Consider the following 13,723-nt stretch of genomic DNA (forward strand, 5'->3'; position numbering starts at 1 on the left):
CGGCGGGGGCCTGTTCGACCCGACATGCGGAGTTCTCGGACCTTCAGGTCATTCGTGAACGGCCCGGCATCGGGGACGCCGGACGCCACGTGTCATCGGTTGCTCTCCCGACGAGCCGCCGATCTCCCCGCAGAGGGCCGGGCGTGTACCGGCGTCCCGGTGAACCGTGGTGTGGGCCACGGCCGAACGAGGAGGCCATATGAGCCTTGACAATACACATCAGGTACGCAGGACGTCATCGCGGCGGGCGGCGAGGCCGTGCGCCCGATGACGCCGAACAGACAGAACCTGGTCGAGTTCGACGAGGCACGACGCCGGGCCTCCGGCGGCGAATGCCTGCCGGAACTGCTACGGGAGCACGTGCGGTCACAGCCCGGCCGTACGGCGTGCGTCTACGGGGACGAGCGGCTCACCTACCGCGAGCTCGCGGAGCGCGGCGCGGACCTGGCCGCCCACCTGCGGAGCCTCGGCGTGGGCGCCGACGACTGCGTCGGGGTGTTCGTCGAGCCGTCCATCGAGCTGATGACGGGCGTGTGGGGGATCCTGTGCTCCGGCGGCGCCTACCTGCCGCTCTCCCCGGAGTATCCCGAGGAGCGGCTGCGCTACATCATCGAGGACTCCCGTACCGGGATCATCCTGACCCAGCGGGACCTCGTGGCACGGCTGGCCGAGCTGGCGCCGCAGGGAACGAAGATAGTCGTCCTGGACGCGGCGGACGCGTTCGAGCCCGCCGCATCGCCGGAAGGGGCCTGGGAGAGCGATGTCGGCATCCACCCCGGCGACGCGGCGTACGTCGTCTACACCTCCGGCAGCACGGGCAGGCCGAAGGGGGTGGTGATCGAGCACCGCGCGATCGTCAACCAGATGCGGTGGCTGAACACCGTCCACGGAATCGACCAGGACCGGATCATCCTGCAGAAGACCCCCATGAGCTTCGACGCGGCGCAGTGGGAGATCCTCGCACCCGCGTGCGGCAGCACGGTCGTCATGGGAGGCCCCGGCCTCTACCGCGACCCCGAACGGCTCGTCGACACCGTCGTGGCCCACGGCGTGACCACCTTGCAGTGCGTCCCGACCCTGCTGCAGGCGCTGCTGGAAACCGAGCGGCTGGGGGAGTGCACGTCGCTCACCCAGCTCTTCAGCGGCGGGGAGGCCCTTTCGCGGTCCCTCGCACTGCGCTGCCTGGACGTGTTGCCGGGCTGCGAGCTGGTCAACCTCTACGGCCCGACCGAGTGCACCATCAACTCCTCCAGCTTCACCGTCGACAGGGACTCCGTCGCGGACGGCGTCCATACCATCTCGATAGGCACGCCGGCGCACGACACGCGGTTCTACGTTCTCGACGGCGATCGCTCGCCGGTGGCCCCCGGCGAGGTCGGCGAGCTGTACATCGGCGGCGTCCAGCTCGCGCGGGGATACCTGCACCGGCCGGACCTGACAGCGGAGAGGTTCGTCGACAACCCGTTCCACGGGGATCACGGGTACTCCAGGCTCTACCGGACCGGCGACCTGGCCTACTGGAACGCCGACGGCACCGTGCAGTTCGTCGGCCGCGTCGACAACCAGGTGAAGCTGCGGGGTTTCCGGATCGAGCTGGACGAGATCAGGCTCGGCATCGAGAGCCACGACTGGGTCAGGAACGCGGCGGTCGTCGTCAAGGACGACTCCGTCACCGGCTTCCAGCACCTCGTCGCCTATGTCGAGCTGAATCCCAAGGAAGCGGCCCTGATGGACCAGGGCGACCACGGCAACCACCACCTGTCGAAGGAGAGCAGGCTCCAGGTGATGGCGCAGCTCTCGGACGGGGGGTGCAGGGACGAGGCGGAGACCAGGGGCAAGACGGTGACCGGCCTCCCCGGCAGGACGCCGACCCCCGAGCAGCGCAGGCGGGTGTTCGCCCGCAAGACCTACCGCTTCTTCGAGGGCGGCGACGTCACCAAGGACGACATCGTGCGGCTGCTGGGGAGGAGCGGCACGGGTGCGCGTCCGCGTGGCCTGGACACGCTGCGCTTCGCGGAGCTGGGGGAGATCCTTCGATATTTCGGGCAGTTCTCCAGCGAGGACCGGCTGCTGCCGAAGTACGGCTACGCCTCTCCCGGGTCCCTCTACGCGACGCAGATGTACCTCGAAGTCAGCGGGCTCGACGGCGTGCGGCCCGGATATCACTACTACCACCCCGTACGGCATGAGCTGATCCTGATCCGGGAGAAGCCGGCGGAGCCGTCCGCGCAGCTGAGGATCCACTTCGTGGGCAAGCGACGGGCGATCGAGCCGATCTACAAGAAGAACGTCCGGGAGGTCCTCGAAATGGAGGCCGGCCACATGGTCGGCCTGTTCGAGGAGATCCTCCCTGAACACGGTCTCGACATCAGGGCCCTCGGCTACGCGCCCGAGACCAAGGATCATCTGGAGTGCGCGGACGAGGACGAGTATCTCGGCACGTTCGAGGCGGTGCCGTATGCCGGGCCGAGGCCCGATGACTCGCTCGACGTCTACGTGCAGGCCCACCCCGGAAAGGTGACCGGGCTCGCCGAAGGGCTCTACCGGTACACGGCCGGCGATCTGCTCAGGATCTCAGGCGACATGATCCTGCGAAAGCACGTCGTGGCCATCAACCAGAAGGTCTACCAGCGGTCCGGCTTCGGGGTCGCGCTGGTCGGGAGAGCTGGTCCGCACTGGCTCGGCTACGTCGACCTCGGCAGGAAGCTCCACCGCCTGCAGATGAACGACCTGGGCCTCGGGTTCATGTCCTCCGGCTACAGCTCCAGGACCGGCGACGACCTGCCGTCGGCGCGGCGGATGAAGAGCATCCTGCGCGCCTGCGGCGCGGAACCGGGCCCGTTCTACTTCGCCGTCGGCGGCCGTGTCAGTGACGAGCAGCTGCTGAGCACGGGGATGAATGAGGACGCCGTCCACATGAGCGGCCCGACGGAGATGATCAGAGATGATCTGATCGGTTTCCTGCCGGACTACATGCTGCCGAACAGGGTCGTGATCCTCGACCGCCTGCCGCGCACGGCGAGCGGGAAGATCGACTCGAAGGCGCTGGAGGCGCTCGACCTGGCCGACGCGGTATCCGACGACCAGCCTTTCGTCGCTCCCCGGACGAAGGACGAGGAGCGGATCGCCCGCGTATGGCGGAAGGTGCTGAAGCGGGAAAAGGTCTCGGTGCGGGACGACTTCTTCGTGTCCGGGGGAAACTCGCTGATCGCGATGGCGCTCGTCAGCGGAATCAACGAGGAGTTCCGGTGCTCGCTTCCGATGCAGGTGGTGTTCCGGTCACCGACCGTGGAGAAACTCCTGATCGAGGTGGACGCCGACGCCAGAGAGCCTTCCTCGCGTCTGGTCGGGCTGAACACCGCAGGATCGAAGAATCCCGTCTATTGTTGGCCCGGTCTCGGCGGTTATGCCATGAATCTGAGGCCGCTGGCGGAGAAGATAGGCGTCGACCGGCCTTTCTACGGTGTGCAGGCTTACGGGATCAATGAGAATGAGCCTCCGTATTCCACCGTCCAGGAGATGGCCGCGGAAGACATCAGGGCCATGCGGCGGCTCCAGCCGGAGGGCCCGTACATGCTCTGGGGATACTCCTTCGGCGCGCGCGTCGCCTTCGAGGCGGCCTGCCAGCTTGAGCAGATGGGCGAGGAGGTCGAGGGTCTGCTGCTCATCGCCCCCGGGTCGCCGCGGGTCCGCGCGGGCGACGACCCCGGCGGTGACGACGCGCCCGTCTACGCCAACCGGAAGTACCTGACGATCCTCTTCTCGGTCTTCGCCGGCGGCATCGACGTGCCGCTGCTCGACGACTGTCTGAAGGACGTCGAGGACGAGGACGGTTTCGTGTCGTTCGTGGTCGCGAACTTCCCGGGGCTCGACCCGGATCTGGTGCGAAGAATCGTCCGCACGGTGCGCGGGACCTATCAGATGAAATATCACCTCGGGGATCCGGAGGGGCCGCGGCTCAAAGCTCCGATCACGATACTGAAAGCCCAGGGCGACGAACCGTCGTTCATCGAGGACGGCGGCGGATATTTCTCGAAGCCGCCCGCCGTCGTCCATCTCGAAGCCGATCACTACAGCACTCTCAAGGAACCGGGCCTGCAGGAGTTGCTGCGAACCGCCCGTCGCGCGCTCGGCGCGTGAAGTGTCATCGACAATCCGCGCGGGGGCGGATACCGAGGAGCCGAACATGCCGCATGTGAATATCAAGTACTTTCCGCAGCCGCTGACCGAGGAACAGGAGTCCGCCCTGGTCGCCGAGGTCAGCGGAGCCGTACGGAACGCCCTCGGATGCGACGAGGGCGTCATATCGATCGCCCTCGAACCCGTCGCCGAAGAAGAGTGGAACGGGCGGGTCTACGAGCCGGAGATCGTCGGACGCAGGCACCTGCTGCGTAAGACGCCGAACTACTGATGACCGACGGACAAGCGCTGGTACCGCGCGGAGAACGACCGCCGGGGCTGCTGCGGCTCCTGGCGGAGGACCTGCGGACGATCGCCGAGCGTGATCCGTCCGTCCGCAGCCGGCTGGAGGCGTTGCTGCACCCTGTGCTGCCGGCGATGTGGCTGCACAGGGTCGCCCACCTGCTCCACCGGGGCGGCCGGCGGCTGCCGGCCCGGTTGCTGATGCTCCTCGCGCGCGGGGTCACCGGGGTGGAGATCCACCCCGGCGCGGTGCTCGGGCGCAGGGTGTTCGTCGATCACGGCGCGGCCGTGGTGATCGGGGAGACCGCCGTCGTGGGCGACGACGTGACCATCTACCACCAGGTGACCCTGGGGGCGGTCGGCTGGTGGCGCGACAACCGGCGTGCGCAGGGGGAACGGCGGCACCCGGTGATCGGCGCCCGCGTGGTGCTGGGCGTCGGGGCGACCGTCCTCGGGCCGGTGCACGTCGGAGACGACGCCATCGTCGGGGCGCGGGCGCTCGTCCTCGGGGACATCCCCGCCGGCGCGCGCGCCGTCGCCCCCCAGGGGGCCGTGTCACCCCGCCGCAGGACCGCGTCGCCCGTGGAAGGTCCCCTGGCCGGTCTGACGCGGCGCCGGCCGTCACGGGACGGAGATCGGTTTCCCGCCCGAGCCCACCTGTCCGACCACCCGACGAAAGGAATGGATCGATGAATCCGGATAACACGGTCCTGATAGTCGGCGCCACCGATGAGACCGTACGCAAGGCCAAGGAGCTCGGCCTGACCATCCTGTTGCTCCAGCACCCCACCAAGGTCAGCCCTGAGCAGGAGGAGCTCGCCGACGTCCTGCGCGTCGTGGACTACACCGACTGGGCGGCCGTCGAGCCGGTCGCCAGGGAGCTGTGGGAGGAGCCGGGGTTCCGCGTCGCGGTCTCCATCACCGAGCCCGGGCTGGAGAACGCGGGACGGGTCAACGACCTGTTCGGGCTGGGCGGAACCGGCTACGAGGTCACCAGGAGACTGCGCGACAAACTGGCCATGCGCCGCCACCTCGCCGAGCTCGACCCGTCCGCGGTGGCCGCCGCGCCGCTCCTGCGGCGCGAGGACCTGGACTCCTTCGGAGCCGCCCATGGCTACCCGTTCATCGTCAAGCCGACCGACGCGACCGCCAGCATCGGCGTCTACCGGGTCGGCGGGCCCGAGGACGCCGAGCAGGTCTGGGCCACGGTGGAGGGCCTGCGCGGTACCCGGACCGACCGCATCTCCACGATGTACCTCCTGCAGGACTTCCTCATGGAGGAGTACGTCGAGGGACCGGAGTTCAGCGTCGAGGCGTTCAGCTTCGCGGGCCGCCACGTCGTCGTGGCGATCACCGAGAAGTTCGTGCACGCCGAGCGCTTCGCGGAGCTGGGCCACGCCTTGCCCGCCCGGCTGGAGGAGCCGGCGCAGGACCAGATCCGCGCGAGCGTGGGCCGCTTCCTGGACCTGATCGGGCTCAGGGACGGCGTCTCGCACACCGAGGTGCGCATCGGCCCGCGCGGCCCGGTGATCATCGAAAGCCACAACCGCATCGCCGGTGACGCGATCCCGGAGCTGGTGCGCGGCGCCTACGGCATCGACCTGAGCCTGTACGCGCTGGGCTGGCCGTTCGGGCTGGTCGCCGAGCTGCCCGACCGGCCCGAGGCGCATGCCGGGGCGAGCGTGCGGTTCCTGGTGAGCGAGCCGGGACGGGTCGAGTCGGTCGAGGGCGTCGGCGACGCCGCCGCGCAGGACGGCGTGCTGGACGTGCGCATCACCGCCAAACCAGGCGACACCGTGCACTCGATACGCGACAACTGGGACCGGCTCGGCCTGGTCGCGGCGACCGGCCCGGACACGACCGCGGCGATCCGGCGCGGCGCGGAGGTCATCGACGAGACCATCCGGATCTGGGTGGCCGGCGAGGACGGGCGCGTCTGGCTCGCGAACGTGGCCGAGGTCGGATCACCGGCGGGGGTGCGGGCATGAGCGTCATCATCGTGCACCGGAGCCCGCTGGAGCCGTTCCCCTACCACCGCTGGCTGCGCGACTACGAGGGCCCGGTGGTGATCCTCGCCGCCCGCGACAGGTTCGAGCCGTTCGGCGAGCAGGTGCCGGTCGGGAACCTCGGCTACACGCACCTGGAGACCTTCGACGACGACGACCAGGTGGCCGAGCGGGTCGTACAGCTCGCCGCCGAGTACGGCACCACGCACCTGATCGGCGAACACGAGGCGGACGTGCTGCGCGTGGCAACCCTGCGCGAGCGACTCGGGCTGCCCGGACCCCGGACCGCCGACGTGCTGCCGTTCCGTGACAAGGCCCTGATGAAGGAACACGCCGTACGGGCCGGCGTGGAGGTCGCGCCGCACACCGTCCCGCACACCGCGGCGGACGTGCTGGCCTTCGCCGAGGTACACGGATTCCCCCTGGTGTTCAAGAACAGGACCAGCTTCAACTCCATCGGCCTGCGCATCCTGCGTGACCAGGACGCGCTGACGGCCTTCCTCGCCGAGGCGTACGGCGCACCGCGCGAAGACCTGCTGCTGGAGGCGTACATCCCCGGCCGCATGTGCCACGTCGACGGACTGGTGGTGAACGGCGAGACCGTGCTGGCCTGGCCCTCCCAGTACCAGTACGAGCTGGCCTCGTTCGGCACCGACCCCGGCTCCCGGGTCGACCTGGCGCTCGACCCCGACGACCCGCTCACCGAGCGCCTGCTGGAGCTCACCGAGCGGACGCTCGCGGGGTTGCGGTCGCCCGGCGGCCACCTGCGCGACCACGCCTTCCACGCGGAGATCTTCCACACCCCCGACGACCGGCTGGTGCTGTGCGAGATCGCCTGCCGGTCCGGCGGCGGGAAGATCCGCGAGGTGTTCCACACCCTGTTCGGGGTCAACCTCGCGGAGAGCTCCATCCGGGCCCAGCTCGGCCTGCCGTTGCCCGAGGTGGAGCAGGTCGTGCGTTCCGGGCGGCGGCCGAAGCCGGCACGCATGGCCGGTCAGGTGCTGATGATGAAGCGGCCAGGGCTGATCCACTCGCTGCCCGACGCCCCGCAGGAGCCCTGGGTGGAGCACTTCTACCTCTACGCCCGGACGGGCCAGGTGGTGCCGCCCGCCGCGGGATCCGCCGACTTCCTCACCGTCGTCATCGCCTCGGCCCCGACGCGCGCGGAGTGCGAGCGCAGGCTGCGCTCGCTCGGCGCGCGGCTGGAGGAGCAGGTGCGGGTCGTGGCGGTCCCGTCGTGAGGCGCCCCTCGACGCAAGTGCGTTACATGGCCGGGATGGTGATCGACGCCACCGGCAACGGCATGTACCTGCCCCTGTCCCTGCTGTTCTTCCACCACGTCACCGGGCTGCCGATCGAGCGTGTCGGCGTCATCATGACCGCGGCGGCGCTGCTCAGCCTGGTCAGCAACCCGATCGCGGGCGCGCTCGTCGACCGCTTCGGCGCGCGAGCCGTCGTCGTGGGCGGTTACCTGGTGCGCGCCGTGGGATTCGCGACCTACCCGCTGGTGGAGTCGCCGGTGACGATGTTCCTGGCGGTCGCGCTGGTGGCGCTGGGCGACGGCTCGTACCCGCCGTCGATCCAGTCGTTCGTCGCCGCGATCGCGCAGGGCTCCGGCCGCGACAAGCTCCTCGCCGCGCAGCGCAGCCTGCGCAACGCCGGCCTCGGCGCGGGCGGCCTCATCGCGGGCGCCGCGCTCGGCCTGGACAGCGACGCCGCCTACAAGGGGATCGTCCTCGTCAGCGCGGCCGCGTTCGTCGGCGCCGCGCTGATCCTCCGCACGATCCCGGTCCCCCGCGCACGCGTGCGGACGGAGACGGCGACCGCTCCCCGGAAGGGGGGAGGCTACCGGCTCGTCCTGCGCGACCGGACGTTCCTCGTGCTGACCCTGCAGAACGTGCCGACCGCCTTCGGCTACATGGTGCTGTCGGTGGCGCTGCCCGTCTACGTCACCCAGGAACTGAGCGCCTCGCCGTCGCTCGTCGGAGTGCTGTACGCGGTCAACACCGTCGGCATCGCCCTGTTCCAGATCCCGGTCACGCGCCGCCTGATCCGGTACCGGCGCACCCGCACCGCCGCGATCGGCGCCTCCATGTTCTCGGTGGCGTTCGTGACGTTCGCCGTGCTGGCCGGGGTCTCCGTGCCGTCGGTCCAGCTGGTCGGGGTCTTCGCCGCGACGGCGCTGTTCACGCTGGGGGAGATGCTGCACGGCGCGCCGCTGTCCGCGCTGGTGTCCAGTGCGGCTCCCGAGGAGACCCACGGCAGGTACATGGCGGTCTACCAGTTCTCCTGGGCCATCCCGACCGCGCTGGCTCCCGCCGTGCTGACCGCACTGCTGAGCTGGTCGGTGACCTCCATGTGGCTCCTGCTCGCGGTGGTCGTCGCCTGCTCGGCCCTCACCCTGGTCCGCCTGGAACGGTGGCTGCCCGCCCGGGCCGTCCATCCGAACGCGCCGGCCGTGCCGGACCCCCCGGAAGAGCAGGTACGCGAGCCTGTGGCTCCGCTTCGCGGGGACGGCTGAGCCGGTCGCGACCACGCCGGTGAGCGGCGAAGAAGGTGGACGGCCACCGGGGGTGCCCGGCGTCCTCAGTGGTCGTCGAATCCGAAGGTCATGCGCCGCGCGGGCGGTGCCGGCCGTGCTAACCGCCGGCCGGCCGGGGTGTTCGTGCCGCTGGCCTGGGACGTCGCCCGGGTGCTCGGCCGGCATCTGACCCTGGGCGACGAGCGCGTCCACTGCTACGACCGGCCGGTGAGCGACGACGACCCGATGGTGACCAACCGGTCGCACGAATACCTGCTGGTGGCCGCGAAGTAACGTATTGCTGCGCGGGCCTGCGACCGGACTAGGTGACCGGTGTTAAGCGGGTCATCCTGAACGCGGTGTCGAACCGGGTGGCCCGCTCAGCCCCGCGCTGAGTCCTCGCCTGGTTCGGCCGGTCGGAGGCGGCCAGCCGGGCGCGCATGTCCACCAGCACGGTGTGCACGAAGGCGGGATGATCGGAGTCCGGCCCCGCCGGCGGCGTACTTCCACCGCACATCGAAGGCGAACCGGTCCACCGCCTCCGTATCCGAGAGCCCTTCCAGGCGTTGCAGCACCATGACCACCGCCACGATCATCGGCGGCACCGAGCGGCGGCCGTCCTCGGCGAACAGGTCGGCGAACATCTCATCGGGGGAACAGGGTGCGGCACTCGCGGTACAGCACCGCGTAGATCGAGCTCGGCGCCGGCCGGCACTCGCGGAAACTCACCGTGGAGGAGAGCAACCCCGGCTGCGTCGGAGTCTGGCCCACTGCCGTTCCTCGACCTCTCCCCGCTCTCGGTGACCAGCGACGATCACCCTGGCACACAAGGAGAGGTCACCGCGAGATCGTCGGAAAACACCAGTCACCTTAGGCGGGCCACCAGCTGAGGTAGCGCTCACCGGTGTCCGGGAAGATCGTCACGACCGTCTGGCCCGACAGGTCGTGGCGGTGGCCCAGCTCGACGCAGCCGTACGCGGCCGCTCCCGAGGAGACCCCGACCAGCAGCCCGGTGGTGGCGGCGATGGCCCGGGTCATGCCGGCCGCGTCGTCGTCCGAGACGCTGACGACGTCGTCGATGATGGTGACGTCGGTGACGGGGCTGATGAAGCCGCCGTTGAGTCCGGGAATCCTGTGCGGTCCGGGGTCGCCGCCGGACAGCAGGGGCGATCCCTCCGGCTCCACCGCGACGATGCGCAGCCCTGGGTTGCGCTCGCGGAGGTAGCGGCCCGTTCCGGTGAGGGTGCCGCCGGTCCCGACCCCGCACACCAGCACGTCGACGTTGCCGCCGGTGGCCTCCCAGATCTCCGGGCCCGTGGTCGAGTAGTGGGCCATGATGTTGGCGGTGTTCTCGTGCTGGCAGGCGTACCACGACCCGGGGAGGGCGGCGTGCAGTTCCTGCGCCCGGTCGACGCATCCCTGGAAACCGAGGGCGTGGTCGGTGAACTCCACCTGGGCGCCCAGCATGCGCAGGGTCAGCGTGCGCTCCCGCGACGCGTTGTCCGGCATGACGACGATGCACGGGTAACCGCGGCTGACCGTCAGCGCCGCCAGGGCGATGCCGGTGTTGCCCGAGGTCGACTCGATCACGGTCGCGCCGGGCTTCAGCGCGCCGGACGCCTCGGCCTCCTCGATCATGCGCAGGGCCACCCGGTCCTTGATGCTCGACAGCGGGTTCGCCGACTCCAGCTTGGCGAGCAGAGTGGTGGTCGAGGGGAGGCCGTCGAGGGCGAGGCGGAGCAGGGGGGTGTTGCCGATCAGGTCGTCGATCTTGGTCGCGATATCGCTGCCGATCAGGGATACCATCCAGACTCCTCTGTACGGGGCCGGTGTTGGGGTGTGGCTGGTTCGAGGGCGCTCAGGCGATGCGGTGCGGCTCGACACGGCTCGGCTCGCTTCGGCCCGGCTCGCTTCAGCGGGCCGAAGACCAGGTCCGGAGCCTGACCGTGATCGAGCCGCGGATCACGGATGCTCTACCGGTGGGTGAGGTCGCACAACGGTATTTTCGCCCGTACCGTCCGCACATCCTCCAGCGTGCTCTCTTTGATCGCCCTCTTCGCCGGCCCGAAGGCGACATGACCGACAAGCTGGTGATGATCCACGGCGATCTGCGGACCACGGTGTCGATCTTCTGGAGAGAGTTCCGCCCCGACCTGGTCACCGGCACCCTCACGGCAGAACCCTCGCCCCCGCCTCCCTGGACCTGCCCACCGCTCCCATCGGCGGCCCGGTCGACCCGGCACCCGATGCCCCGCTCACCAGCCTCCTGGTCCCCGAACTCCTGATCACCGGCGCCCTCCGCGCCGGCGACTTCCCTGAGATCGGCATCCGTGAATGCACCCTCCGGGAGCACCTGCTCTCCGGCATCCCCCGCATCAGAACCCATCAGCCGTCCTGAGCGAGTGGCAATCCTCCCTCTTGTGGAGGGTCCGGAGAGGCGGGGTGGGTGGAAATCCTTGGGCCGTTTCGCCGTCGGTGCCGGGGCTCCGGCATCGCGGTTCCGGGATCAGTGTTAGCCCAGGTCAGGGGGGTACGGCTTGTTGGTATACGAGGGTTCGTCGTGGGCCGGGCCTGAAGGGCGCCTTTGCGGGCGTGTTCCGGGGTGAGCCGGCGGTGGGCCGGATCTGAGGTAATCAGCCATGTGAGGTTCACATGAGCGAAAAGAATCACCGCATGCCCGGGCGCCTGGCCACAGCGCTGGGGTGGGCGAGCCTCGGCATGGGCGTGGTCCAACTCGCCGCGCCGGGCGCGATCAGCCGTCTCAGCGGCATCGACGACTCGCCGTGGGCGGACAAGGCCATACGGTTCGTCGGAGTACGGGAGCTGCTCCACGCGGCCGCCCTGCTGGGCACCCGCAGGCCGGCTCCCATGACATGGACCCGTGTCGCGGGCGACGCCATGGACCTGACGATGCTGGGCCGTGCCGTGGCCAACAGGGACGGGGACAGGCGCCGCCGGGCCGCGGCGGCCACGGTGGCGGTGGCGGGCATCGCGCTGGCCGACTTCTACACCGCGATGCGTGCGAACCGGTCGATGCCGGGCGCGGGCCCCGAAGCCACCACGAACCTGCGCGCGGCCGTCACGGTCAACCGCCCGCGCCGGGAGGCCTACGAGTTCTGGCGCACGCTGGAGAACCTGCCCCGGTTCATGATCCACCTGGAGTCGGTGGAGTCCATCGGCGGCGGGTACTCGCACTGGCAGGTCCGCGGCCCGGCGCACAAGGTCATCGAATGGGACGCGGAGATCATCGAGGACCGCGAGGACCAGCTCATCGCCTGGAGGTCGATCGAGGGCGCGACCGTGCGCAACAGCGGCTGGGTGCGCTTCACCGACGCCCCCGGCGGGCGCGGCACGGAGGTCCGCGTGCGGATCGACTACGAGGCGCCGGCGGGCAGGCTCGGCCTCGCGTTCGCGCGGCTGATGGGGGAGCACCCCGAGCAGCAGGTGCGCGACGACCTGCGCCGGTTCAAGCAGGTCATCGAGACCGGCGAGGTCACCCGATCCGAGGGCAGCCCGGAGGGCACCCGCGCGCAGCGGCAGCTCTTCCAGCGCCTGGCCCAGCCGGTGAGATGAGGAGGATCCCATGAAAGCGAACTGCTGGATGGGCCGTAACACCGTCGAGGTCCGGGAGGTGCCGGATCCCCGGATCCTCAACCCCAGGGACGCCGTCGTCCGCATCACCTCCAGCGCGATCTGCGGCTCGGACCTGCACCTGTACGACGGGTACATCCCGACCATGAAGAAGGGCGACATCCTCGGCCACGAGTTCATGGGCGAGGTCGTCGAGGTCGGCCCGCGGGTGACGACGCTGCGCGTGGGCGACCGCGTCGTCGTCCCGTTCCCGATCGCGTGCGGTGACTGCCTGGCCTGCGCGGACGGCATGTACTCGGTGTGCGAGAACTCCAACCCGAACGCCGGCATGGCCGAGAAGCTCATGGGACACGCTCCCGCGGGCATCTTCGGCTACTCCCACATGCTGGGCGGCTACCCGGGCGGCCAGGCGCAGTACGCGCGCGTGCCGTTCGCCGACTTCGGGCCGATCAAGGTCGAGGACGACCTTCCGGACGAGCAGGTGCTGTTCCTGTCCGACATCTTCCCCACCGGATGGATGGGCGCGGAGATGTGCGACATCAAGCAGGGCGACGTCATCGCCGTGTGGGGCGCGGGCCCGGTGGGCCAGTTCACGGTCGCGAGCGCGTACCTGTTGGGGGCCGAGCGGGTCATCTGCATCGACCGCTTCCCGTACCGGTTGGAGATCGCCGCGCGGGCGGGCGCCGAGACGCTCAACTACGAGGAGGTCGACGTCCTGGACGCGCTCCGCGACATGACGGCCGGGCGCGGCCCCGACGCGTGCATCGACGCCGTGGGCATGGAGGCCCACTATCCCGTTCGGGCCGTCCAGGCATACGACCGCGCCAAGCAGGCGACCCGCATGGAGACCGGTCGGCCGTACGCGCTGCGCGAGGCCATCCTCGCCTGCCGCAACGGCGGGATCGTCTCGGTCAGCGGCGTCTACGGCGGCCTGGTGGACAAGTTCCCGATGGGCTCCTTCATGAACCGGTCGCTCACGATGAAGACGGGCCAGTGCCACGTCCAGCGCTACCTGGATCCTCTGCTCAACAGGATCCGTGAGGGCGCCATCGACCCCAGCTTCGTCATCAGCCATCACCTGCCTCTGGATGAGGCTCCGCGTGGGTACGAGATGTTCAAGAACAAGGAGAACCACTGCAACAAGGTCCTCCTGCGCCCCTGGGCGTAGGCGCCGCACGAGGCC

The 13,723-nt window shown here is 69.8% G+C and carries 13 protein-coding genes; 10 read left to right on the forward strand and 3 right to left on the reverse strand.

Annotated features, from left to right (window positions below; all coding sequences use genetic code 11):
- The first annotated feature begins 267 nt into the window (after window positions 1-267).
- The 7 genes from AB0H21_RS06250 to AB0H21_RS06280 all read left to right on the forward strand — a co-directional run bounded on the left by AB0H21_RS06250 (window position 268) and on the right by AB0H21_RS06280 (window position 9,243).
- Window positions 268-4,140 (forward strand): amino acid adenylation domain-containing protein, encoded by a 3,873-nt coding sequence (locus AB0H21_RS06250; protein ID WP_358512540.1) that lies wholly within the window; start codon window positions 268-270, stop codon window positions 4,138-4,140.
- 46 nt (window positions 4,141-4,186) lie between these two features.
- The gene (locus AB0H21_RS06255; RefSeq protein ID WP_358512543.1) at window positions 4,187-4,411 is read left to right on the forward strand and encodes a tautomerase family protein; all 225 of its coding nucleotides are present in this window, start codon (window positions 4,187-4,189) and stop codon (window positions 4,409-4,411) included.
- The gene (gene epsC, locus AB0H21_RS06260) at window positions 4,411-5,115 is read left to right on the forward strand and encodes a serine O-acetyltransferase EpsC (RefSeq protein WP_358512546.1); all 705 of its coding nucleotides are present in this window, start codon (window positions 4,411-4,413) and stop codon (window positions 5,113-5,115) included. The genes AB0H21_RS06255 and epsC overlap by 1 nt, the downstream gene beginning before the upstream one ends.
- On the forward strand, window positions 5,112-6,410 hold the full coding sequence (locus tag AB0H21_RS06265) for an ATP-grasp domain-containing protein (protein WP_358512549.1): 1,299 nt from the start codon (window positions 5,112-5,114) through the stop codon (window positions 6,408-6,410). Before epsC ends, AB0H21_RS06265 begins: the two co-directional genes overlap by 4 nt.
- On the forward strand, window positions 6,407-7,669 hold the full coding sequence (locus AB0H21_RS06270; RefSeq protein WP_358512552.1) for a hypothetical protein: 1,263 nt from the start codon (window positions 6,407-6,409) through the stop codon (window positions 7,667-7,669). The genes AB0H21_RS06265 and AB0H21_RS06270 overlap by 4 nt, the downstream gene beginning before the upstream one ends.
- A 26-nt stretch (window positions 7,670-7,695) precedes the next feature.
- Complete coding sequence (locus AB0H21_RS06275) at window positions 7,696-8,949, forward strand: MFS transporter (protein WP_358512555.1); 1,254 nt, start codon at window positions 7,696-7,698, stop codon at window positions 8,947-8,949.
- Between the two features lie 144 nt (window positions 8,950-9,093).
- The gene (locus tag AB0H21_RS06280) at window positions 9,094-9,243 is read left to right on the forward strand and encodes a hypothetical protein (RefSeq protein WP_358512558.1); all 150 of its coding nucleotides are present in this window, start codon (window positions 9,094-9,096) and stop codon (window positions 9,241-9,243) included.
- Window positions 9,244-9,329: 86 nt separating this feature from the next.
- Here the strand turns inward: AB0H21_RS06280 and AB0H21_RS06285 are convergent, their stop codons facing one another.
- The 3 genes from AB0H21_RS06285 to AB0H21_RS06295 form a co-directional block, all read right to left on the reverse strand.
- Window positions 9,330-9,593: a transposase gene (locus tag AB0H21_RS06285; protein ID WP_358512561.1), complete on the reverse strand. Its 264-nt coding sequence runs from the start codon at window positions 9,591-9,593 to the stop codon at window positions 9,330-9,332.
- 1 nt (window position 9,594) lies between these two features.
- Entirely contained in the window at window positions 9,595-9,720 is a 126-nt protein-coding gene (locus AB0H21_RS06290; protein ID WP_358512564.1) for a hypothetical protein, read from the reverse strand.
- Window positions 9,721-9,819: 99 nt separating this feature from the next.
- Window positions 9,820-10,755 carry a cysteine synthase family protein gene (locus AB0H21_RS06295; RefSeq protein ID WP_358512567.1) on the reverse strand — a complete coding sequence of 312 codons (936 nt, stop codon included), beginning with the start codon at window positions 10,753-10,755 and terminating at the stop codon, window positions 9,820-9,822.
- Window positions 10,756-11,024: 269 nt separating this feature from the next.
- Here AB0H21_RS06295 and AB0H21_RS06300 point away from each other — a divergent pair, with 269 nt between their 5' ends.
- From AB0H21_RS06300 to AB0H21_RS06310, 3 genes are all read left to right on the forward strand, one after another.
- Window positions 11,025-11,234 carry a hypothetical protein gene (locus AB0H21_RS06300; RefSeq protein ID WP_358512570.1) on the forward strand — a complete coding sequence of 70 codons (210 nt, stop codon included), beginning with the start codon at window positions 11,025-11,027 and terminating at the stop codon, window positions 11,232-11,234.
- Between the two features lie 367 nt (window positions 11,235-11,601).
- Window positions 11,602-12,522 carry an SRPBCC family protein gene (locus AB0H21_RS06305; RefSeq protein ID WP_358512573.1) on the forward strand — a complete coding sequence of 307 codons (921 nt, stop codon included), beginning with the start codon at window positions 11,602-11,604 and terminating at the stop codon, window positions 12,520-12,522.
- A 10-nt stretch (window positions 12,523-12,532) separates the two neighbouring features.
- Entirely contained in the window at window positions 12,533-13,708 is a 1,176-nt protein-coding gene (locus tag AB0H21_RS06310) for a zinc-dependent alcohol dehydrogenase (protein WP_358512576.1), read from the forward strand.
- Window positions 13,709-13,723: the final 15 nt, after the last annotated feature.

It is taken from the genome of Sphaerisporangium sp. NPDC051011, assembly GCF_040653595.1.
Lineage (GTDB): Bacteria > Actinomycetota > Actinomycetes > Streptosporangiales > Streptosporangiaceae > Sphaerisporangium.